This window comes from Mycobacterium sp. NS-7484, assembly GCF_001953975.1.
Lineage (GTDB): Bacteria > Actinomycetota > Actinomycetes > Mycobacteriales > Mycobacteriaceae > Mycobacterium.
In genome coordinates, this window is sequence record NZ_MBEJ01000022.1 from 34,689 (window position 1) to 56,029 (window position 21,341).

A 21,341-nucleotide genomic window follows, 5' to 3' on the forward strand; every position below is an offset into this window, starting at 1 on the left:
GCTCAGCCGGATTTGGCGGTCAGATGTTCACCGAAGAAGGTGAACACCCGGGACCACGCATCGGCAGTGGCTGCCTCGTTGTAGCCGAAACCGGTGATCCGCAGAAACGACTGCCCCGGTAGCTGGTTGGCGAAGCTGTGGCCGGCATCGGGATAGATCTTGATGTCGGCCGCGATGTTCTTGTCGTCGACGACGCGCTGCAATCGACCCGGGGCGCCGACGCCCATCGGGTCGCGGCGTCCGAAGCTGGCCACGATCGGGCACGAGGCGTCCAAGGTCTGGTCGAGCCGACGCGGCAGCGGTGTGCCGTAGAACGGTGCCGACGCGGCAAATCCCTTGGGCCCCATGAGCAGTGCGAACTGTCCGCCCATGCAGAAGCCGGCGATGCCGATGGTCCCGGTGCACTGTGGATGCTCGCGCAGGTGGTCCCGGGCGGCCAGGATGTCGTCGAGTGCCCGGCCACGCTGGGTCAGCAGGTCGCGGAACACACGGGTGATACATCTGGCCCGGCCGCCGCGGGAGTACAGGTTCGGGGTGAGCGCGAGATAGCCGGCGGCCGCCACGCGTTCGGAGATCGCCTCGTTGTCCGGGCCGTAGCCGATCGCATCATGAATTATCACCACACCCGGCCACGGCCCTCCACCAGCGGGGATTCCGAGCAGGGCATCGATCGAACCGGCCGGGGTGTCCACGGTGATCGTCGTCACCCGACCGAGAGTAGCGGCTGCCGGTCAGGTTCCGCAGAACGTGCGGTAGGCACCGAAGTCGGGGGGTGCGGGGGCGGCATAGCGTTCGAGACCCGGGCGCTGCCGGTACGGGGACGCGAGGGCTGCCATGAGGTCGTTCAGCGGTGCTAGGTCATTGTCGTTCGACGCCGCGACGAGTGCTTCCTCGACGAGGTGGTTGCGGGGGATGTAGAGCGGATTGACCCGGTCCATCGCCTCGGCATCGGGATGCAGCGCAAGCCAACGCGGGCACCAGCCGTCGAAGCCGGGCCGGTCGAACAACGACTCGTCTTCACCACGGGCCATCCGGGCGAGCGCACGCCACGATGAGGTGTAGTCGATGCGGTGCTGGTGCAGCAGCGCCAGGAAGTCCTCGATGACGGGTTTCGCAATCGTGTCATCGGTACCGGCGCGCAGTCCGAGCTTGGCTCGCATACCGGCCGTCCAGGCGCTGTCGAACTGTGGGCCGAACCCGTGCAATGCCTCGGTGGCGACTTCCACAGCCCGCTCGGAGTCCTCGGCCAAGAGGGGCAGCAGGGTCTCGGCGAAGCGGGCCAGGTTCCAGGCGGCTACGGTGGGCTGGTTGCCGTAGGCGTACCTGCCGCCCTGGTCGATCGAGCTGAATACCGTTGCGGGATCGAAGGTTTCCATGAAGGCACAGGGGCCGTAGTCGATGGTCTCCCCGGAGATCGTCATGTTGTCGGTGTTCATCACGCCGTGCACGAATCCGACCAGCATCCACTGCGCGAGCAGCTCGGCCTGTGCCGAGACGACCGCCTCGTACAACGCCAGGTACGGGTTCTCGGCATCGGCTGCATGGGGATGGTGCCGGGTGATGGCGTGGTCGGCCAGCCGACGCAGCAGTTCGGTGTCGCCGACGGTTACGACGGCGTACTGGAAGCTGCCGACGCGCAAGTGGCTGGCGGCGATGCGGGCCAGGACCGCGCCGGGCAGCAGCGTTTCGCGGCGGACTTCCCGGCCGGTGGCCACGACGGCCAGCGACCGGGTGGTCGGTATGCCCATGGCGTGCATCGACTCGCTGACGATGTACTCACGCAGCATGGGTCCGACGGCGGCCAGGCCGTCGCCGCCGCGAGCGAAGGGGGTGCGCCCGGACCCCTTGAGGTGAAGGTCGCGGAGCCGATCCCCGGGGCCGACGAATTCACCCAGCAGCAGTGCGCGGCCATCGCCGAGGCGAGGGACGTATCCGCCGAACTGATGGCCGGCGTAGGCCTGCGCCACCGGGGTGGCGCCGGAGGGGACGACGGTGCCCACCAGTAGGCCGAGGCCTTCGGGGCTGCGCAACCAGCCGGCGTCGAGCCCGAGGTCGTCGGCCAGCGGCTCGTTGAGCACCAGCAGTCGCGGCGCCGGGGCGGCCTCGGCCTGCCACGCGACGGCCATTTCGGGCAGCGCGTCGGCGAAGCGGTTGTCCAGCGCGACGGTCGAGTTGGGGGCGACGCTCACCCTTCGAGCCTACGGAGCCTCAGAGGCTGCCCAGGTCGTCGGGCACATCGACGGCGTACTGCTGAAGCACGTCGAGGGGAATCAGCTCCAGGGTGCGTTCGTGGGTGGCGGCCAACACGACCGGGGCGGCCTGGCCGTCATGGTGGGCCCGCAGCCAGTTGGCCGCCGTGACGCACCACCGGTCTCCGGGTGCCAGGCCGGGGAAGCGGAAATGCGGGGCCGGGGTCGACAGGTCATTGCCGATCGACCGCTGATGTTCCAGGAATTCGGTGGTCACCACGGCACAGATGGTGTGCCGGCCCGCGTCGGCGTCACCGGTCGAGCAGCACCCGTCGCGGTAGAAGCCGGTGAGCGGGTCGGTGCTGCACTCTTCGAGCGGGCCTCCGAGCACATTGCGATCAGCCATCGGATCAGTATGGCGCGGCGCTGCGTTGCGCATCGAGTACCAGCAGCGCGACGTGCAGCGAGGTCATCGATTCGCCGTCGTCGAGGTTCACGCCCAACCGCCGTTCGATCGAGGCGAGCCGGCTGTAGAGCGCCGGGCGGCTCATGTGGAGTCGCTTGGCCAGTGCCGACTTGTTGCCGGCGAGCTCCAGGTAGCCGCGTAACACGGCCACGTCGTCGCTGTCCTGCTCGGCATCGTGGATCAGCAGGTCCTTGAGTTCGGTCTCGGCGAACGTCTGAACCCGCGGATCGTCGAGCAGGAGGGTGATCAGACCGCGCAACCGGACGTCGGAGGCACGCACGAACGGGCGCGGCAAATCCGACATGGACGCCGCCACCTCGGCGACATGGGCCGCTTCGCGTAGGCCGTGGACCGCGTCGGCGAACGCGCCGGCACTGCTGCCGACGGCGATCACGACCTTGTCGGCGTCGCCGCCGCGGGCGATGGCCTCCCGCCAGCCCTCGGCCAACCGGGTCAACGTGGTGTCCATGCCGGCCCCGCGCCGCGGGTTCATGGCCAGCACCAGACCGATCTCACCGTCCCGGCGAACCGAGCAGATCGCGCTGTGCCCTTGGGATTTCACGCTGTGGGTGACCGCATCGAGGATGCGGATGTTGCGGCGCTGGGTGCTGACGGGATCGAGCCGGTCCGGTGGTGCGCCCACCCGGACGGTGGCCGGCAGGTAGGACCCGGCGGCCCGCAGGCCCAGCGCCAGTGCCCGGGCATTGGCTTCGCGGTCGTCGGAAATCCGGCCGCCCAACACGTCGTCGATCAACCCGCTCTGCGCCTGGTGCTCGAGCCCGGACCGACCCCGCTCGGCCATCCGATGCAGGGCCAGTGCCTGCGCGGCCCGTTCGAGCACCATCTTGGTTTTGGCCGGAGCGACCGGCGCGTGCGGAACGATGAGCCGCCCCCATTCCTCGGCGCGCGGGCCGACGGCGGTGGTTGCCCATGGCTCGGTCATCGCCCGGGACCGACGTTGCCAGTCGGTGAGCACGGTGGTGGCCGCCTCGCCACGCGGTGAGATCGCCAGCACCTGCCGGGACAGATCCTCCAGCACCACCGATTCGTCGATCATCTCGGCGGCTGCGCGCACGATGTCGGCCATCGACGGGCGTTTCATGCTGAGCTCGGTGAAGGTCTGGTGGGTGCGGTGGGCGAACTCGAGTTCCTCGTACTGGTCGGCGACGATGAGCCGGTGCACCGCCTCGGTGACCTCGACGAACTTCGTCTCCCGGTGCAGCACCACCAGCGCCAGTCCGAGCGTCTGAGCCATGCTGCCGACGCTGGGCGGAAGCGATTGGACCCGGGTACCGAGTTCCACCACCACGCCGACGACACCCGCCCGCTGCATCCGGCGCAGGTAGTCGCGCGGCGCAGCGCACAACGCCGCGCCGGTGGTGAGCACCAACTCGCCGCCCTGCAGCAGACCGGCGAGGTCGGGCATGTCGCTGACGTGGACCCAGCGCACCGGGCGGTCCAGTTGCTGGGCACTGAGCACCTCGGGCTCGCCGGCCTGCACCACCGGGAGCCCGACGATGTCGCGGACGGTAGGGATCATTTTACAAAGTGTAATAAATCTGGAGTTCTGCCTTACGGGATGTTCGGCTGCGAGCAGCCGTTGCTGGCCCAGAGTAATAGCAGTACTCACCGCCATAGGAAGGTTCGGAACCCATGAGCAATGTCATTCAGCACTGGCGCGATGGCAAGATATTTGCCGGCAGCTCCTCCGCCACCGCTCCGGTGACCAATCCGGCGACCGGCGCGGTCACCGGCGAGCTTGCGTTGGCCAGTGTCGATGACGCGCGTGCCGTGATCGACGCCGCGGTGGCGGCGTTCCCGGCCTGGCGTGACGCCTCGCTGACCAAGCGCACGTCGGTACTGTTCGCCTTCCGCGAGCTGCTCAACGCCCGCAAGGAAGAACTGGCCGCCATCATCACGAGCGAGCATGGCAAGGTGCTCTCCGATGCGCTCGGCGAGGTGAGCCGGGGCCTGGAGGTCGTCGAATACGCTTGTGGGATCCCGAATTTGGTCAAGGGCGGGTTCACCGAGAACGCCTCGACCAAGGTGGATGTGCATTCGGTGCTGCAGCCGTTGGGGCCGGTCGCCATCATCTCGCCGTTCAACTTCCCGGCCATGGTGCCGATGTGGTTCTTCCCGATCGCCATCGCCGCGGGCAACACCGTGGTGCTCAAGCCCTCGGAGAAGGATCCCAGCGCCTCGTTGTGGATGGCCGAGCTGTGGAAGGAAGCCGGCCTGCCCGACGGCGTGTTCAACGTGCTGCAGGGTGACAAGACCGCTGTCGACGAACTGCTGACCAACCCCAAGATCAAGGCAGTGTCCTTCGTCGGCTCCACCCCGATCGCGCAGTACGTGTATGCCACCGCGACTGCGGCCGGCAAGCGGGTCCAGGCCCTGGGCGGCGCCAAGAACCATGCGGTGATCCTGCCGGATGCCGATCTGGACCTGGCCGCCGATGCGATGATCAACGCCGGCTTCGGTTCGGCGGGTGAGCGCTGTATGGCGGTGTCGGCCTGTGTGGCCGTCGGCCCGATCGCCGACGATCTGGTGGCCAAGATCGCCGAGCGCGCGACCACCATCAAAACCGGTGACGGAACCAAGGATTCGGACATGGGCCCGCTGGTCACCAAGGCTCACCGGGACAAGGTGGCGTCCTACATCGACGCCGGCGAGGCCGCCGGGGCCAAGGTTGTGGTCGACGGGCGCACCGTGCTGGACGGGGCGGGTCAGAGGAATCCGGACGGGTTCTGGCTGGGCCCGACCCTGCTGGACAACGTCACCCCCGAGATGAGCGTCTACACCGACGAGATCTTCGGCCCGGTGCTGTCGGTGGTGCGGGTCGAGACCTACGACGAGGCCCTCGAGCTGATCAACAACAACCCGTACGGCAACGGCACCGCGATCTTCACCAACGACGGTGGTGCGGCGCGGCGGTTCCAGAACGAGGTCGAGGTGGGCATGGTCGGTATCAACGTGCCGATCCCGGTTCCGATGTCCTACTACAGCTTTGGTGGTTGGAAGGCCTCACTGTTCGGTGACAGCCACGCCCACGGTGCCGAAGGGGTGCACTTCTTCACCCGCACCAAGGCCATCACCACCCGCTGGCTGGACCCCAGCCACGGCGGCATCAACCTCGGCTTTCCCGAGAACAAGTGAGAGAATTTCAGCCATGACTGTGACTCAAGAGTCTGCCGTGCTGCCCAACGGGTTGACCGTCGAGGCGGCCAAGGCCGAAGCCGCGCGCGCCTACGAACTCGACCGTGCGCACGTGTTCCACTCCTGGTCGGCGCAGGAGGAGATCTCGCCGATGACCGTCACCGCTGCCCAGGGGTCCTACCTGTGGGACGGCGACGGTAACCGGCTGCTGGACTTCTCCAGCCAGCTGGTCAACACCAACATCGGCCATCAGCACCCGAAAGTGGTTGCCGCCGTTGCCGAACAGGCCGCCAAGCTGTGCACGGTGGCCCCGCAGTACGCGAACCTGGCCCGCTCGGAGGCGGCCCGGCTGATCGCCGAGCGCACCCCTGGTGAGTTGAACAAGGTGTTCTTCACCAACGGCGGCGCCGACGCGGTCGAGCATGCGGTGCGGATGGCCCGGCTGCACACCGGTCGCTACAAGGTGCTGTCGCGCTACCGCGCCTACCACGGTGGCACCGACACCGCGATCAACCTGACCGGTGACCCGCGCCGCTGGCCGAACGACCGCGGCAACGCCGGCATCGTGCACTTCAACGGGCCGTTCCTGTACCGCTCGTCGTTCTACGCCGAGACCGAGGAACAGGAATCGCAGCGCGCGCTGGAGTACCTCGACAAGCTGATCCAGATGGAGGGCCCGTCCACCATCGCCGCGATCATCCTGGAGTCGATCCCGGGCACCGCGGGCATCATGGTGCCCCCGCCGGGATACATGGCCGGGGTGCGCGAGATCTGCGACCGCTACGGCATCGTGTTCATCGCCGACGAGGTGATGGCCGGCTTCGGTCGGAGCGGAAAGTGGTTCTCCATCGAACATTTCGATGTGGTGCCCGATCTGCTTACCTTCGCCAAGGGCGTGAACTCGGGTTACGTCCCGCTCGGTGGGGTGGCGATCAGCCCCGCCATCTACGAGACGTTCGCGCATCGGTCCTACCCGGGTGGGCTGACCTACTCCGGGCATCCGCTGGCCACCGCGGCCGCCGTCGCCACCATCAACGCGATGGCCGACGAGGGCATGGTCGAGAACGCGGCCAAGATCGGTGCCGAGGTGCTCGGACCCGGCCTGGCCGAGTTGGCGGCCAAGCACCGCAGCGTCGGTGAGGTGCGCGGCGTCGGTGTCTTCTGGGCCGTGGAGCTCGTCGCCAACCAGGAGACCCGCGAACCGCTGGCTCCCTACGGTGGTTCCAGCCCGGCGATGAACGCGGTGGTCGGTGCCTGCAAGGCCAATGGCCTGCTGCCGTTCGCCAACTTCAACCGCATCCACGTGGTGCCGCCGTGCAACGTCTCGGCGGAGGAGGCCCGTGAGGGTCTGGCGATCCTGGACAAAGCGCTCGACGTCGCGGATCAGCACACCAACTGATCACTGCCCGAACGATGGCCCGGCCCTGCGGTTTCCGCGGTGCCGGGCCATCGGCGTTCAGTGCCCGCGGTTGCGGTCGATGATCAGGTCCTTGATCTCGGCCAGGTGCTCGTCGACAGAGCGCAGCCGAGCCCGGGTCTCCTGACGGAAATCGGTGAGTTCGCGCTCGACCGAGGTCAGCCGCCCCTCGACGGAGGTGAGTCGTTGGCCCTGCTCACGCTGATTGGCGCCCAATGCGTTGACTGCCGCAAGCACCGCGCGATAGTCAAAATGGGAGGCCCCCAGCGCTGCCACCCGCGCTTCGAGGTCTTCGAGGGCTGCCATCGCCCCATCGTGAGGGCGTCCCGGTCTCACGGCCATGCCATCGCGACACCCGGTGGATAACTGCGTTGGCCCCTGATCGGCGCCGCAAATTGGGACACTGGACCGGTGCGTTCACCTGCCCAGTGCTGGCTCACCGACATGGACGGCGTCCTGGTCCGCGAAGAACACGCGCTGCCGGGCGCTGCCGAGTTTCTGCAGACCCTGGCCGACAAAGAGCGGCCGTTTCTGGTCCTGACCAACAACTCCATCTTCACACCGCGTGATCTGGCCGCCCGCCTGGCGCGCTCGGGCTTGCTCGTGCCCGAGGCGGCGATCTGGACGTCGGCTATGGCCACCGCGGCGTTCCTGGCCGACCAGCAGCCCGGCGGTTCGGCCTATGTGATCGGGGAGGCCGGGCTGACCACCGCGTTGCATGAGTCCGGCTACACCCTGACCGACATCGACCCCGACTACGTGGTGCTGGGGGAGACCCGCACCTATTCGTTCGAGGCGATCACCAAAGCGATCCGGCTGATCCTCGGCGGTGCCCGGTTCATCGCGACCAATCCCGACGTCACCGGTCCATCGGCGGAGGGACCGTTGCCCGCAACAGGTTCGGTCGCGGCGATGATCACGAAGGCCACCGGCCGCGAACCCTACTTCGTCGGCAAGCCCAATCCGATGATGTTCCGCAGCGCACTCAACCGCATCGAGGCGCACTCGGAGAGCACCGTGATGGTGGGAGACCGGATGGACACCGACGTGGTGGCCGGCATCGAGGCCGGGCTGGACACCATCCTGGTGCTCACCGGCTCCACCAACGTGCACGACATCGAGCGGTATCCGTTCCGGCCCAGCCGAGTGTTGCCGTCGATCGCCGAGGCAATCGAGTTGATCTGACGCTCAACGGCCCTCGCCGGGGACGCTCGAGACTGCAAGATGGCAACGAAATAGCACTGCGACCCGCTAATCGCATAGAATATCCAATTATTAGCGAAAGCGAGACCCGATGCCACCGCGAACAGCCACCCGGCGCACAGCCGCAGGATCCGATTCCGCCGTCGGAGCGCGCTCGGACTTCGTCCGGCCCAAGACCGCTCAGCAGGCGGTGGCCGAGGCGCTGCGTCGGGACATCACCAGTGGCAAACTCGCGCCTGGCAGCTGGATCGTGCAGGAGAGCCTGGCCGAACAATTCGGCATGTCGAGGATTCCGGTACGCGAAGCGCTGAAAACGCTTGAGGCCGAGGAATACATCACCTATGTGCCGCACAGCGGGTACCGCGTCGCTCAGCTCGGGCTCGACGAACTGGTCGAGGTGTTCCGGATCCGCGACATCCTTGAGGCCGAGCTCATCCGGGACGCCATGCCGGCTGTCACCGACGAGCTCATCGATGCCATGCGTGCGCAGATGGCCGTGATGGACCAAGCAGCTGCCGGCGGTGACTTGATCGCGGTGGGGCTGGCCAACCGGCAGTTCCATTTCCTGACCTTCGAGGCCAGCCGGATGGCACGCACCAAGCGGATCGTCACCCAGTTGTGGAACACCGCTGACGCATACCGCCCGATGTATGCCCACTTGATGGATCTGGACCAGGTCAACAGTGAGCACGTGCTGCTGGTGGAGGCCATGGCCGCACGCGACATCGACCGGGTGGTCGCGTTGAACCATCAGCACCGCATGCACGCCATCGCCCACCTGCACACCGTGTTCGGAGACCAGGAATCCGACGAGTGAGCGCTCGGAAACGGTTGGCGGCGTTGGGAATCGAACTCCCCGCCCCGGCGCAGCCGAAAGGGGCTTACTTTCCCAGCCGCCGATGCGGTGACCAGCTGTGGATTTCAGGGACCACCGCGCGGCGGCCCGAGGATCCGGGCGCGGTCGGGGTGGTCGGTGCTGATGTCACTGCGGAGCAGGCGTCCGCCCAGGCACGGTGGGCGGCGCTCAATCTCGTCGCGGCGGTCGATGCGGCCGTCGGCCTGGATGCGGTCACCGCCCTGGTGCATCTGCGGGGCTATGTGCGCGCCACCTCGGAGTTCGATGCCCACCCCGGCGTGATCGACGGGGCGTCGGCGTTGCTGCTGGAGGTGTTCGGCCAGGAGTGCGGAGCACATGCCCGCACGGCAATCGGCGTTGCCTCGTTGCCGGGCGGCGCGTGCGTGGAACTCGAGCTCGTCGCGGCCGTGCGCGACTGATCAGGCCACTCGCGACGCGGTGCGGCCGATCGCCAGTCCCAGGGCGATTCCGGCCAGCGTCGTCAACCCGATTGAATACCAGTCAATTTCACCAAGCTCGTGGTGACGCCGTGTCGGGCTCTGCTCGGCGCATCGGCCGGTTTCGGCAGCACCGTCGGAACCGACGATCATGGCGTTGAGCCTGTGCACGAACTGCCCGATGATGCGGTTGCTCACCTGCGAGATGACGCCGGCGCCGAATTGGGCGATGCGGCCGCCGAGTTCGAGGTCGGTGCGAACGGTCACCTCGGTGCGGGAGTCCTGCGCGCAGGCCGACATGGTGACGGTGGCTTCCGCCGAGCCGTTGCCTTTTCGATCGCGGGCTTGCCCGCGGACCACCATCGCGTGGGTGCTGTCGTCACGGCTGACGACGGTTGCCGTACCGGAGAGCGTCAAACCGACCGGCCCCACTTTGATGGCGACGTTGGCCCGGTAGTCGTCACCGTTCTGGCTTTCGAGTGCTGCGCCAGGTATGCACTCGACCACCCGCGGTACGTCGGTCAGTGCGGCCCAAGCGATGTCGAGCGGGGCGTCGACGGAGAACTCATTGACTAGCTGCATGCGGTTTTCCATCTCCTCGATCGCGTCTAGCGGTTGTGCGTCCCGAAGGGCGGCCCTACGATTGGATACGATATCCAACGTCGCCCAGGAGGTCGATAGTGCTGAGCAAGGGAGTCGGGCTGTTTCCGACCGAACCGGTGGGCACGATGTGCGAGTACGTCAAATTGAGCGAATCCCTCGGCTACGACAATGTGTGGTTCGGGGATTCGCAGAACATCTGGCGCGAGTCCTCGACCGTGATGGGGGCGGCGGCCGTGGGAACCGAACGCATCGTGTTCGGCACCGGGGTGACCAACGCGGTGACCCGCCATCCGTCCCTGCTGGCTTCGACCTGGGCGACGCTGGCCGAGTACACCGGCGGCCGGGTGGCGCTGGGCATCGGTACCGGTGACTCGTCTTTGCGGACAATGGGTCTCACGCCGCTCAAGCTGGCCGAGCTCGAAGCGTCGATCCGCGAGCTCCGTACCTTGTTCAAAGGTGAGAAGGTGGTGGAGCCGACCAGCGGCGCTGAGTACCACCTGAACTACCTGTCCGAACCGGTCGACATTCCGATCTACATTGCCGCCTCGGCCCCGAAGATCCTGCGGATGTCGGGTCGGATCGCCGATGGCGTCATCGTGTTGGTCGGCACTGCGCCACACTTCATCGAAGCCGCGTTGCAGACGATCGAAGCCGGTGCGGCCGAGAGCGGCCGTACCCTCGATGACATCCACATCGTGCTGTGGACCCCGACGGCAATCGACGAGGATCGCGTCAAGGCGCGGGATCTGGTGCGCGCGCACGTATCCCGAGTGGCGATCAGGCCGCTTCCGGCTAAGGTGGAACCGGCGCTGGAGCAGGCCATCGATCGAATCCGGGACTCCTACAACTACTACGAGCACATGAACCCCGAGGCCAGTCATGCCGACCTGGTGCCCGATGAGTTGGTCGATCTGTTTGCGCTGGCCGGCACCCCCGATGAATGCGCACAGCGCCTCAAGGAGATCGAATCGCTTGGCGTCGACCAGGTTTCCATCGTGCCGTTCGTGCGTCCGGGGGAGAGCCGGGCGCCCACCATCCGCACTTTTGCCGAAATCATCGACGGCCGTGGCTGATCGCCACGGCTTCCCCGCACCCGGCAGCACGGTGGCGGGTGCCCCGCCACCGCTGAAGCGCACCCTGACCGCGGCTGACGGCGTTGCGGTGGCGACCGTGGGCGACCACGGGGCGGATCCTGCCGGCTCGCGGCCGCTGGTCCCACCGGTCAGCTCGAGCGCGAGGTTCACCACGGCAGCCGCATTGCTGGGCGTGGCTCTCGGCCTTGAACTGGCGAGGTTGTGGACGAGTGGCGGGACCGCTCACATTGGTCCAAAATATTGACCTAGATCACACAAATTCGTATAGTGTATCCAATATTCACCGACCTCGGAGGTATGCGTCGATGGCCTGGTTTCGTAAAGTGTTCGTCGCGGCGGGAACCGCTGTGGCGCTCGTCGCGGCAGCGACGGCATGCGCCGACGAATCGTCAGGTCCGGACAGCGGCGCCACGGATACGCTGAGCATCTCGGCCACCGGTGTGGACAGCTTGCCGTTCATGGCCATCCTGCAGGTCGGTATCGACAAGGGCTGGTTCAAAGAGCAGGGCATCAACGTCGATCTCTACTCGGGCGGTGGCGGCGGCAACACGCTACGCGTGGTCACCAGCGGTGACGCGGACATGGCGATCGCCGGCAACAGCTCGGTGATTCTTGCGGCACAGCAACCGAATTCGAATCTCGAGGTGGTTGCGCCGTGGTTCCAGGTGAACGACTTCTCGTGGATCTCCCCGCCGGGCCGCACATTGGAGGGCGCCACCCTCGGGTTCAGTTCCGCGGGCTCGTCCACCGAACTGATCGTCAAGGGCCTCGAGCGCAAGCTCGGTGTCAAGTCGCAAGCGGTCGGGCCGATGGGTGACAACTGGACCGCGGCCAAGGCCGGGCAGATCACCGCGGGGTGGGCCATGCAGCCGTTCATCGCCGACAAGCAGAAGTCGGATAGCGCTGCGGTCCTGGTCGATTCGCGGGACGTGGTGGGTGACCTGCCGGCCGACCTGGTGGCCGTGAATGCCGACTACGCCGACAAGAATCCGGATAACGTCCGGGCATTCTTCGCTGTTGCCGACCGGCTGAACGACTGGCTGGTGGCCAACCCCGACGAGGCGGCCGACGAGATCGCCCCACTGGTCGGAGTGTCGCCGGAGGTGATGCGCGCAGCGTTCGCCAGCAATCCCGATCTCGCCAAGGGCTATTCGTTGAAGGTGGATGCGGCCGGTCTGAAGAACCTGTCCGAGTTGATGGTCGCCGCCGGCCAGATCCCGGAACAAATCGACTGGGCCACAACGCTCGATCAGCAGTACCTGCCCGACGACGCGCAGACCGACATCTGAGCTGACACGGCCAGCATCCCTGAAAGGCGTACCTATGGATCGTGACGGCATCCGGATCGACGACGTTTCGGTGGTTTTCGATACCCCGGCCGGCAAGGTGACCGCGGTAACCGACATCAAACAGCACGTCCCGCACTCCAGTTTCGTGTCCATCGTCGGGCCGAGCGGATGCGGTAAGTCAACTCTGTTGGCGGTGATCGCCGGGTTGCAGAAGGCGTCGACCGGTCTGGTACGCGTGGCTGGACAGCCGGTCACCGGACCCGATCCGTCGATCGGTGTCGTGTTCCAAGAAGACTCGACGTTACCGTGGCGCACGGTCGAAGAGAATGTGGCCTTCGCGATGGAGATGATCGGCACCGGCAAGGCCGAACGACGTCAGCGGGCCAAAGAGGCGATCGAACTCGTCGGGCTCGGCGGTTTCGAAAAGTCCTACCCCTCCATGCTTTCCGGTGGCATGCGGCAGCGGGTCGCACTGGCCCGTACCTTGGCGGTTCAGCCGGAAGTGGTGCTGATGGACGAGCCGTTCGCGGCCCTCGACCAGCAGACCCGATTGTTCCTCGGCGCCGAGGTTCGCCAGATCTGGGCCAGGACCAATCAGACCATAGTGTTCGTCACGCATGACATCTCCGAGGCGATCCTGCTGTCTCAACAGGTTTGGGTGATGTCCTATCGGCCCGGGTCGATCATCGACGTCGTCGACATCGACCTGCCCGACGAGCGCGACGCGAGTATGGTCTCCACTCCGCGGTTCAACGAACTCCAGAATCGGATCTGGACGTCACTGCAGGCCGAATCCATGCGCGGATTCAGACAGCAGGAGGCCCAGAAGAAGGTGGCGACGTGACGACGTCCTATGTCGCACAGGAGGACTTGCCCACGGAGAACATGAGTACCGGTGACGGCCGGCCGGAGCCGGAACTCCGTAAGAGGCGGTTGAGCAACGCCGCGATCAGCATGCTCTCGACGTCATTGCTGATCCTGGGCTTCCTGATCGTCGCCGAAGTTGGTGCCCGAACCGGGCTCTGGAGCGACCGCATCCTTCCGGCCCCCTCGGTGATCCTGGCAGAACTGGTACGTCTGCTGGGCGAAGGCCAGTTCTGGACTGACGCGGCCCGTACGGGTGTCGAGGTGGCCTTCTCGATCCTGTTCGGCAGCCTGTTGGGTTTCGCTGCCGGCCTGACCTTTTGGAAGGTGCCGGCGATCGGACGCATCTTCGAGCCGTACCTGGTCTCGTTCTATGCGGTGCCGCTCGTGCTCTTCTATCCGGTGATGATCGTGATCGTGGGGATCAACGCGATGTCGGTGATCATCCTCGCGACCATCATGGCGGCCATCCCCATGGCACTCAACACCGCAGTCGGGCTCAACACGATGCCGCCGGTGTACATGAAACTGGCCCGATCGTTGAAAGCCTCGCCACGGCAGACCTTGTTCGCGATCGCGATCCCGGCGGCCGGGCCCTTCATCGTCGCCGGTTTGCGGCTCGCGGTGGTCTACGCACTGATCGGCACCATCGCGATGGAATTCACCACTGCCCAGGCCGGTTTGGGTTACCGGATCCGCTATCTCTACGAGATCTTCAACAACAACGAGATGTTTGCCTACATCGCCGTTGTTCTGGTGTTGTCATGCATTCTCACCGCGCTGCTGGCGACGGTGGAACGTGTACTGCTGCGTGGGAGGAACCGATGACCACCGTGCAGTCATCTACCGGCCACCCTCCGGTGGACAAGTCGCGATCGACGACGCAGCGGATCCGTTCTGTCCTGGGTAACCAGGCCGTAGGTGCGATCCTGCTCGCACTGGTGGTGGCGCTCGTCTGGGAGATCTTCTCCGATCTGACGTTCGTCATTCCTTCGCCGGTGCAGACCTTCCAGGTGCTGATCCACAATCTCGCCGATCCCGCTTATCTGTTCGATCTACAGGTCACCGCGCAGTCGGTGTTCCTGGCATTCGTGATCGGCACCGCGATCGGCGGCGTACTCGGACTGCTGCTCGGCTTGTCGCAGCGGTTGCGGCTGATCTTCGAGCCGATGCTGATCGTGCTGAACGGGATTCCGAAGATCGTGCTGTACCCGGTACTTCTGCCGATCTTCACGCTGTCCGGTTCCAAGATCGTCATGGGGGTGTTGTTCGCCCTGTTCCCGGTGTTGATCAACGTGACCACCGGCGTGCAGGAAATCCCGCGGGTGTACTGGAAATTGGCCCGCTCCGTGCGCGCCAACGCCTGGCAGACGCTCGTGCACATCATCATCCCCGCGATCCGGCGGCCGCTGCTGACCGGAATCCGGCTCGCGGTGAGCCTCGCGGTGGTCGGCGTGGTGCTCTCGGAATTCTTCGCCACCAGGCGAGGTCTCGGCCGGGTGGTCCTGCAGGCCTACAGTCACGGCGATTACCCATCCATGGTCGCCACCATCATGCTGTTGATCACCATTTCGTTCGGAATCTCGATCGCATTGTGGCAGTGGGAGAAACGACTCCATTGACAAGGAACCAATCGGAGTCGGGTCACATCGGCAGTTCGGTCCGGCGCCGCGAAGATGAGCGCCTGCTCGGCGGTCGCGGCCAGTTCGTGGCGGACTGTGCGGCCGGCGCTCACCACGTCGTGTTCCTACGCTCGACCGAGCCACACGCCCGGATCGTTCGCCTCGCTACCACGGCTGCCGAGCGGATGCCCGGCGTGATCGGCATCCACACCGCCGGCGACCTGGGCTTGTGCGGTGTACCGATCCCGTCCCTGACCACCCCGGACCCGGACTTCACCGCCGCCACGTCGTGCGTGCTAGCCGAGCAGCGGCTGCCCATCCTGGCCCATGACCGCGTGCACTACGCCGGTCAACCGATCGCTGTCGTGGTGGCCGAGGACCGCTATTGCGCCGAGGATGCGCTGGAGGCCATCGAGATCGACTACGAGCCGCTTGACGCAGTGACTGACCCGTTCGACGCGCTCGACGCCGAGTGCCCCGTGCTTTTCGACCACCTCGACAGCAACGAGGCGGCGCGACTGCACTATTCGTTCGGCGACGTCGAGCGCGAGTTCGCCACGGCGGCAAGGGTGGTCAGCGGCACCTACCGGATGAACCGACACGGAGCGGTACCGCTGGAGTGCCGAGGTGTGCTGGCCCAGTTCGATTCCCGCCTGCAGCGGGTCGAGGTGACCACCTCGACCCAGGTGCCGCACATGGTGCGCAACGCCATCTGCGCGGTGACCGGCTGGTCACGCCAGGACGTCATGGTTGCGGTGCCCGATGTCGGTGGCGGCTTCGGTACCAAGGCCAATGTGTACGGCGAGGAAATCCTGCTAGCACTGCTCGCCCGACACACCGGCCACCGGTTGATCTGGGTCGAGGACCGTCAGGAGCATCTGCTGGCCAGTGCGCAGGGCCGAGATCAGGTGCATCACACGAGGCTTGCGGTCGACCATGACGGTCACATCCTGGCGTGGGCAGACGATTTCGTCGTCGACATCGGCGCCGGAAGCCTCTGGGTGGCGGGCATCATCGCCAACACCGCGATCCACCTCCTGGGCCCGTACCGCATACCCGCCGCGCGGATTTCCGGGCGCGCGGCCCTGACCAACAAGACGTTGGTTGCCCAATACCGCGGCGCCGGTAGGCCGGAGGCGACGTTCGCCCTGGAACGCAGTCTCGACGCGGCGGCCCGCGAAATCGGGATGAGCACTGACGAGATCCGCCGGCGCAACCTGCTCACCGAGGCCGACCTGCCGTATCCACGGCCGATTCCGTACCGCGACGGTGTCCCGATCCACTACGACGGGCGTGACTATGGCGCCTGCCTGGAATCAGTTCTGGACGCGCTGCCACGGGACGAAATAGCCCGCTGCGCGGCCGAAAACCCGCAATACCACATCGGTTACGGCTTGTCGTCGTACCTGGAGGCCACGGGGCGTGGCCCGCATGAGACCGCGCGGATTCGCCTACTGCCCAACGGCCGGTTCGAGGTCACCGCCGGAGCGGCATCCGCCGGTCAGGGGCACGAGACCGTCTTCTCACAGGTGGCCGCCGAGGCCTTGGACGTGCCGTTTGACCAGGTCTGCTACGTGCCGGCGGATACCGACCGGCTGGCCGACGGGGTGGGAACCTTTGCCAGCCGCTCGGCGATACTCGCCGGCTCGGCCGTGCACAAGGCCGCCGGCCAACTCGTCGAGCTGGCCGCCGATCGGGTGACGGCCCTGACCAACGCCGACCGCGAGGACGTTCAGTACGCCGAGGGCAGGTTTCACATCGCCAGGGACCACTCGATCGGGTGGGACGATCTGGCCCGCGCGGCTGCGGTGGGCGGCGAACAGGAGAGCGGTGGTGCCCTCGATGTCACTGCGGTGCATCGGGTTACGACGGTGACGTGGACGATGGGCGTTCACGCGGTGATCGTGGGCGTCCACCGGCGCACCGGAATCGTCAAAGTGCTGTGCTACGCGGTGTCACACGAGGGTGGCCGGGAGATCAACCCGAAGATCGTCGAAGGGCAGATCGTCGGCGGTGTCGCGCAGGGCGTCGGCGGCGCGCTGTTCGAGCAGTGGAGTTATTCGGAAACCGGTCAGCCGCAATCGACGACGTTCGCCGCCTACCATCTGCCGCTGACCACCGACATACCGAACGTGCGCGTGCAGCATCTGCATGTCGACACCCCGGCGAATCCGATCGGGGTTCGCGGGGCCGGGGAGAGTGGCACCATCGCCGTGTATGCCGCGCTCGCCGGGGCTGTCGACGATGCACTCGGCGGGCGTATCCACGTCGACAGCACCCCGATCTCGACCGGACAACTGTGCCGAGTACTCTATCGGGCGGCATCGTGAAACCCGCGCCCTTCACCTATTTCCGCCCTGATTCGGTCGGTGAAGCCCTCGAGCAGCTGGCGTGTCATCCCGACGCCAAGTTGATGGCGGGCGGTCAATCCTTGATGGCGTTGATGAACTTGCGGCTGGCCCGGCCGAGCGTGATCATCGACATCGGCAGGCTGGTCGAACTCGAGCGCATCTTCGACGACACCGACGATCTGATCCTCGGCGCGCTGGTCACCCATCGCACCGTCGAGGTCGATCCGCTGATCGCCGCGCGCACTCCCTTGCTGTCCGCTGCTGCCGGCCATATCGGGCATATCGGAATCCGCAACCGAGGCACACTGGGCGGATCGGTGGCGCATGCCGACCCGGCAGCTGAAATGCCCATGGCCACTGTGGTCCTCGGCGCCACATTTCACACCGAATCGGCGACCGGGGGCCGGCGGGCGATTGCCGCCGAGGACATGTTCGTGTCGTTCTACACCAGTGCCCTGGCACCCGACGAGATGATCACCTGGGTGTCACTTCCCGCCATCCGGCGCGGTCAGGGCTGGGGTTTCGTGGAATACGCCCGGCAGCACGGTGATTACGGGCTGGCCGGCGCCGGTTGCCTGCTGGGTATAGGCCACGACGGCCGGATCGAATCGTTGCGCGCCGGTGTGCTCGCGGCGGCGGACCGGCCGCTGCTGTTCAAGGGCGATGATGCAATCGGCGAGCGTCCTTCGTCACGGTTGTGGCGAGCACTGGCAGAGCGGTGGGCCGGCACTGTGCAACCGGCTTCTGACGATCCGGACTACTGCCGACGGTTGTGTGCCGCGGCGTTGGCGCAATCGCTCACCGAAGCCCAACGGCGTATCGACAAGGGACCGGAGGCCGCCCATGGTGTCAACTGAGAGGCAGACAGCCGATACGTCCAAACCGACTGTGGGCGTGCCGATATCAGCCGTTGTCAACGGCAGGCTGATCCAGCGCACCGTGGTACCCCGGCTGACGCTGGCCGATTTTCTGCGTGACGAGCTGGGCCTGACGGGTACGCACCTGGGCTGCGAACACGGAGTGTGCGGTGCATGTTCGGTATTCCTCGACGGTCAGAGTGTGCGTGCCTGCCTCATGTTGGCGGTGCAGATCGACGGCATGCGGGTGACAACGGTTGAAGGCCTCGAGGCGTTCGAGGAAACCGGGCGGCTGCGTGAGGCGTTTTCCGAACGAGGGGGTTTGCAGTGCGGTTTCTGCACACCGGGTTTTCTCGTCACTGCCGTCGAGCTACTGCGCGATCCGGACACTGAGAAGCCGCTGACCGAGGATTCGGTCCGAGAGGCATTGTCGGGCAACATCTGTCGCTGCACCGGTTATCAGGGCATCGTGCAGGCAGTACTGGACGCCGCCAATCAGTCCGGGTGATGACGCTCCGGCCGCGGTCTGACGGCAGCGCCGTGGCGGGTCGACCGTTTCGCACTCCCGAACTCCTGCGTCCCGTCGGCAACAGCCGGTGGGGGATGGCGGCCGCACTGGCGGTGGCGCTGGGCGCTGTCCTGGCGGGCACCGCGTTGTCTGGCCGTGCCGAATGGGGATCGGGGGTGGGCCTGGGTTTCGTGCTGATCGCCGTTCCCGAGATCCCCGCCACGTGCCCATCGGCGCTTCGCGCCATGGGCGTGAGGGCCGTGACCGTGTTGGCGGGCGGAGCGCTCGTAATCGCGTGTGCGCACAACACCGTCGCGCTGGCCGGGTTGACCGTGGGGGCGGCGATCGCGGGCGCGCTGATTCCCGGCGTCGGTGCGACTGCCGGCCTGACGGTGGTGCTGATGTCGATCGACCTGGATCAGCACGCCACGAGTATCGCGGCACTGTGGCCTTACCTCGTCGGCATCGTCATCGTGTTCGCGAGCTGGGCGGTCTGGTTCGCGATTTCTCGCCTGCGGCGTCGGACCGAGGAAGAGCCACTCCCGCGGGCCTCTGCGGCCAGCGTGGGTCATGCGGCTCGGGTTGGGGTAGCGGTGGGACTTGCGGTGTCGGTGGCGGCGTTGTTGCCGGCGGACATGGTCGGCGGCCACTGGTTGGTCACCAGCGTGCTGTTGACGATCCAGCCGAGCCGGGCCCAGACGGGTTTGCGGTTGGCTCAGCGGCTTTCGGGCAACGCTATCGGTGCCGTGATCGCCGCGGTGCTGCTGGGCACACAGCCATCTGCACCGGTGGTGATCGGGTTGACGGTGGCGCTTTTCCTGATCGCGATGGCGTTACGGCCCGTCAACTACACCTGGTGGGCGATCACCGGGCCACCGGTGCTGCTGGTGATCAGCGAGTACCCGGACCTGTTCCCGTGGTACGAAGGCGCGGTGCGGCTCGCGATGAATTTCGTGGGTGCGCTCATCGTGGTGCTGATGGTGTTCGTCGCACCGTTGGTCGTGGCGACGTGGTTGCGGCGCAAGTGAATCCGGCTCGGCCGCGGCGGCGATGTCCCGGGCCGTACGTGACAGATCTTGCATTGCGCTATGCCGATCCGGCACGTTCGGATAGTGTATACAAAATCCAACGCTGGGAGGGTTTGTGACCACACTGCTCGTGGAGGACATCGGACTGCTCGTGTGCGGCGATGCGACGCCGGCCGTGCGTGATACCACGTTGCTGATCGAGGACGGACGCATCGCGGGGATCGGCGTCGACCATCCCGCCCCCGACAACGTGTTGTCAGCCGGCGGACTGACCGTCATGCCCGGCCTCGTCGACGGGCACGTGCATCCGACCTTCGGCGAATGGACGCCGGCGCAGAACTCGATCGGCTGGATCGGCAACTACCTCCAGGGCGGCACCACCTCGATGGTGTCAGCCGGTGAATTGCACATCCCCGGCCTCGATTTCGGGGCACTGACGCCGGAACTCGTCCTGAGCATCGCGGTCACGTCCAAACACACCACCGGGCGGTCCCGCCCGTCGGGCGTCAAAGTGAACGCCGGCACCATGCTGCTCGTGCCGGGCATGACCGAGGAGCACTTCGACCGCGCCCACCGCGAAGGCGTCGAACACCTCAAGTTCATCTTCTACGACTGGAACCGGTTGGGGGACGGCGAGGCCCAGCGTTACGTCGAATGGGCGCATGACCGTGGCATGACCGTCAAGATGCACTCGGGTGGAGTGTCCCGATCCGGATCGAGCCGGGTAGCGGGGCGTGACGTCGTCGTCGCGGTACGTCCGGACATCGTCGGCCACATCTCGGGCGGTCCGATCCCACCGCCTGACGAGGACATCGTGGCCATCATCGCGGATCTGCCCTCGGCCCACGTCGAGGTGTGCAGCTCGATGAACTACCGCGCCACCAAACTCGTGGTCGACCAACTGTCCGCACGCGGTGAACTGAGCCGGCTCACGCTCGGCACCGACACCCCCGGCGGCACCGGCGTGATCCCGCGAGGCATGCTGCGCAACATCTGCTTCCTCGCCTCGATCTGCGGCGTCGATCCACTCCACGCCGTCGCGGCAGCCACCGGTCAGACGGCCCGCGCCCACGGCCTCCACACCGGGGTGCTCGCCGAAGGCCGGCCGGCCGACCTGCTGGTCCTCGGGCCGGTCACCGGATCGACTGCCGACGATGCGCTGGAATGTTTTGCCCTCGGCGACCTGCCCGGGATCGCGACCGTGCTGGTCGACGGTATCCCGCTGGTCAAGACCCGCAGTGAACAAACCCCACCGCCCAGCCGGGCGGTGCGGTGGCGCGGCGAGCCCGTTCCGACCGCACAGTCCACGGCGCATCGCGTCGGGTGCTGCTGAACCGATAATCACCAGGGGTGTTGACCTACGAAGGCGCCGGCGAAATGCATAGTCTGATCGTCGGGCAG

21 protein-coding genes are annotated in these 21,341 nt (G+C 66.3%); 15 read left to right on the forward strand and 6 right to left on the reverse strand.

What is annotated here, in order from left to right:
• Positions 1-2: 2 nt before the first annotated feature.
• The 4 genes from A5733_RS04730 to A5733_RS04745 are packed head-to-tail and all read right to left on the reverse strand — an operon-like array spanning position 3 to position 4,195.
• On the reverse strand, positions 3-707 hold the full coding sequence (locus A5733_RS04730) for a dienelactone hydrolase family protein (protein WP_076239278.1): 705 nt from the start codon (positions 705-707) through the stop codon (positions 3-5).
• Between the two features lie 24 nt (positions 708-731).
• Positions 732-2,189, reverse strand: a complete 1,458-nt coding sequence (locus A5733_RS04735; protein WP_076239279.1) for a YdiU family protein — start codon at positions 2,187-2,189, stop codon at positions 732-734.
• A gap of 19 nt (positions 2,190-2,208) precedes the next feature.
• The gene (locus A5733_RS04740; RefSeq protein WP_076239371.1) at positions 2,209-2,595 is read right to left on the reverse strand and encodes a DUF2237 family protein; all 387 of its coding nucleotides are present in this window, start codon (positions 2,593-2,595) and stop codon (positions 2,209-2,211) included.
• A gap of 4 nt (positions 2,596-2,599) precedes the next feature.
• A complete protein-coding gene (locus A5733_RS04745; RefSeq protein ID WP_076239280.1) occupies positions 2,600-4,195 on the reverse strand; it encodes a PucR family transcriptional regulator in 1,596 nt (531 codons plus the stop codon).
• 113 nt (positions 4,196-4,308) lie between these two features.
• Here A5733_RS04745 and A5733_RS04750 point away from each other — a divergent pair, with 113 nt between their 5' ends.
• Positions 4,309-5,811 carry a CoA-acylating methylmalonate-semialdehyde dehydrogenase gene (locus A5733_RS04750; protein WP_076239281.1) on the forward strand — a complete coding sequence of 501 codons (1,503 nt, stop codon included), beginning with the start codon at positions 4,309-4,311 and terminating at the stop codon, positions 5,809-5,811.
• A 13-nt stretch (positions 5,812-5,824) separates the two neighbouring features.
• On the forward strand, positions 5,825-7,210 hold the full coding sequence (locus tag A5733_RS04755; protein WP_076239282.1) for an aspartate aminotransferase family protein: 1,386 nt from the start codon (positions 5,825-5,827) through the stop codon (positions 7,208-7,210).
• A gap of 57 nt (positions 7,211-7,267) precedes the next feature.
• Here the strand turns inward: A5733_RS04755 and A5733_RS04760 are convergent, their stop codons facing one another.
• Positions 7,268-7,534 (reverse strand): hypothetical protein, encoded by a 267-nt coding sequence (locus tag A5733_RS04760; RefSeq protein WP_076239283.1) that lies wholly within the window; start codon positions 7,532-7,534, stop codon positions 7,268-7,270.
• A 105-nt stretch (positions 7,535-7,639) separates the two neighbouring features.
• Here A5733_RS04760 and A5733_RS04765 point away from each other — a divergent pair, with 105 nt between their 5' ends.
• The 3 genes from A5733_RS04765 (at position 7,640) to A5733_RS04775 (ending at position 9,706) form a co-directional block, all read left to right on the forward strand.
• Positions 7,640-8,413, forward strand: a complete 774-nt coding sequence (locus A5733_RS04765) for an HAD-IIA family hydrolase (protein ID WP_076239284.1) — start codon at positions 7,640-7,642, stop codon at positions 8,411-8,413.
• 109 nt (positions 8,414-8,522) lie between these two features.
• Positions 8,523-9,248, forward strand: a complete 726-nt coding sequence (locus A5733_RS04770) for a GntR family transcriptional regulator (RefSeq protein WP_076239285.1) — start codon at positions 8,523-8,525, stop codon at positions 9,246-9,248.
• Positions 9,245-9,706, forward strand: a complete 462-nt coding sequence (locus tag A5733_RS04775) for a RidA family protein (RefSeq protein ID WP_067774956.1) — start codon at positions 9,245-9,247, stop codon at positions 9,704-9,706. The genes A5733_RS04770 and A5733_RS04775 overlap by 4 nt, the downstream gene beginning before the upstream one ends.
• On the opposite strand, the gene A5733_RS04780 is transcribed toward A5733_RS04775, so the two are convergent.
• Complete coding sequence (locus A5733_RS04780) at positions 9,707-10,306, reverse strand: SRPBCC family protein (protein ID WP_076239372.1); 600 nt, start codon at positions 10,304-10,306, stop codon at positions 9,707-9,709.
• A 98-nt stretch (positions 10,307-10,404) separates the two neighbouring features.
• Between A5733_RS04780 and A5733_RS04785 the strand changes: the two genes are divergently transcribed.
• From A5733_RS04785 to A5733_RS04835, 10 genes are all read left to right on the forward strand, one after another.
• Positions 10,405-11,400, forward strand: a complete 996-nt coding sequence (locus A5733_RS04785; RefSeq protein ID WP_231965814.1) for an LLM class flavin-dependent oxidoreductase — start codon at positions 10,405-10,407, stop codon at positions 11,398-11,400.
• Between the two features lie 326 nt (positions 11,401-11,726).
• Entirely contained in the window at positions 11,727-12,710 is a 984-nt protein-coding gene (locus tag A5733_RS04795) for an ABC transporter substrate-binding protein (RefSeq protein WP_076239287.1), read from the forward strand.
• A 34-nt stretch (positions 12,711-12,744) separates the two neighbouring features.
• Positions 12,745-13,554 carry an ABC transporter ATP-binding protein gene (locus A5733_RS04800; protein ID WP_067774950.1) on the forward strand — a complete coding sequence of 270 codons (810 nt, stop codon included), beginning with the start codon at positions 12,745-12,747 and terminating at the stop codon, positions 13,552-13,554.
• Positions 13,551-14,402: an ABC transporter permease gene (locus A5733_RS04805; protein ID WP_076239288.1), complete on the forward strand. Its 852-nt coding sequence runs from the start codon at positions 13,551-13,553 to the stop codon at positions 14,400-14,402. The genes A5733_RS04800 and A5733_RS04805 overlap by 4 nt, the downstream gene beginning before the upstream one ends.
• Positions 14,399-15,196: an ABC transporter permease gene (locus tag A5733_RS04810; protein ID WP_076239289.1), complete on the forward strand. Its 798-nt coding sequence runs from the start codon at positions 14,399-14,401 to the stop codon at positions 15,194-15,196. Before A5733_RS04805 ends, A5733_RS04810 begins: the two co-directional genes overlap by 4 nt.
• Complete coding sequence (locus A5733_RS04815; RefSeq protein WP_142253807.1) at positions 15,193-17,526, forward strand: xanthine dehydrogenase family protein molybdopterin-binding subunit; 2,334 nt, start codon at positions 15,193-15,195, stop codon at positions 17,524-17,526. The genes A5733_RS04810 and A5733_RS04815 overlap by 4 nt, the downstream gene beginning before the upstream one ends.
• On the forward strand, positions 17,523-18,404 hold the full coding sequence (locus A5733_RS04820) for a xanthine dehydrogenase family protein subunit M (protein WP_076239291.1): 882 nt from the start codon (positions 17,523-17,525) through the stop codon (positions 18,402-18,404). Before A5733_RS04815 ends, A5733_RS04820 begins: the two co-directional genes overlap by 4 nt.
• Complete coding sequence (locus A5733_RS04825) at positions 18,391-18,912, forward strand: (2Fe-2S)-binding protein (RefSeq protein ID WP_076239292.1); 522 nt, start codon at positions 18,391-18,393, stop codon at positions 18,910-18,912. The genes A5733_RS04820 and A5733_RS04825 overlap by 14 nt, the downstream gene beginning before the upstream one ends.
• Complete coding sequence (locus A5733_RS04830; protein WP_076239293.1) at positions 18,912-19,940, forward strand: FUSC family protein; 1,029 nt, start codon at positions 18,912-18,914, stop codon at positions 19,938-19,940. The genes A5733_RS04825 and A5733_RS04830 overlap by 1 nt, the downstream gene beginning before the upstream one ends.
• 115 nt (positions 19,941-20,055) lie before the next feature.
• Positions 20,056-21,273 (forward strand): amidohydrolase family protein, encoded by a 1,218-nt coding sequence (locus tag A5733_RS04835; protein ID WP_076239294.1) that lies wholly within the window; start codon positions 20,056-20,058, stop codon positions 21,271-21,273.
• The last annotated feature ends 68 nt before the right edge of the window (positions 21,274-21,341 follow it).

Excerpts from the sequence above, each read along its gene's own strand:
- A5733_RS04810 (WP_076239289.1), top strand. The coding sequence starts at position 14,399 with ATGACCACCGTGCAGTCATCTACCGGCCACCCTCCGGTGGACAAGTCG.
- A5733_RS04755 (WP_076239282.1), top strand. The coding sequence starts at position 5,825 with ATGACTGTGACTCAAGAGTCTGCCGTGCTGCCCAACGGGTTGACCGTC.
- A5733_RS04745 (WP_076239280.1), bottom strand. The coding sequence starts at position 4,195 with ATGATCCCTACCGTCCGCGACATCGTCGGGCTCCCGGTGGTGCAGGCC.
- A5733_RS04795 (WP_076239287.1), top strand. The coding sequence starts at position 11,727 with ATGGCCTGGTTTCGTAAAGTGTTCGTCGCGGCGGGAACCGCTGTGGCG.
- A5733_RS04830 (WP_076239293.1), top strand. The coding sequence starts at position 18,912 with ATGACGCTCCGGCCGCGGTCTGACGGCAGCGCCGTGGCGGGTCGACCG.
- A5733_RS04825 (WP_076239292.1), top strand. The coding sequence starts at position 18,391 with ATGGTGTCAACTGAGAGGCAGACAGCCGATACGTCCAAACCGACTGTG.
- A5733_RS04770 (WP_076239285.1), top strand. The coding sequence starts at position 8,523 with ATGCCACCGCGAACAGCCACCCGGCGCACAGCCGCAGGATCCGATTCC.
- A5733_RS04780 (WP_076239372.1), bottom strand. The coding sequence starts at position 10,306 with ATGCAGCTAGTCAATGAGTTCTCCGTCGACGCCCCGCTCGACATCGCT.
- A5733_RS04750 (WP_076239281.1), top strand. The coding sequence starts at position 4,309 with ATGAGCAATGTCATTCAGCACTGGCGCGATGGCAAGATATTTGCCGGC.
- A5733_RS04760 (WP_076239283.1), bottom strand. The coding sequence starts at position 7,534 with ATGGCAGCCCTCGAAGACCTCGAAGCGCGGGTGGCAGCGCTGGGGGCC.
- A5733_RS04800 (WP_067774950.1), top strand. The coding sequence starts at position 12,745 with ATGGATCGTGACGGCATCCGGATCGACGACGTTTCGGTGGTTTTCGAT.
- A5733_RS04740 (WP_076239371.1), bottom strand. The coding sequence starts at position 2,595 with ATGGCTGATCGCAATGTGCTCGGAGGCCCGCTCGAAGAGTGCAGCACC.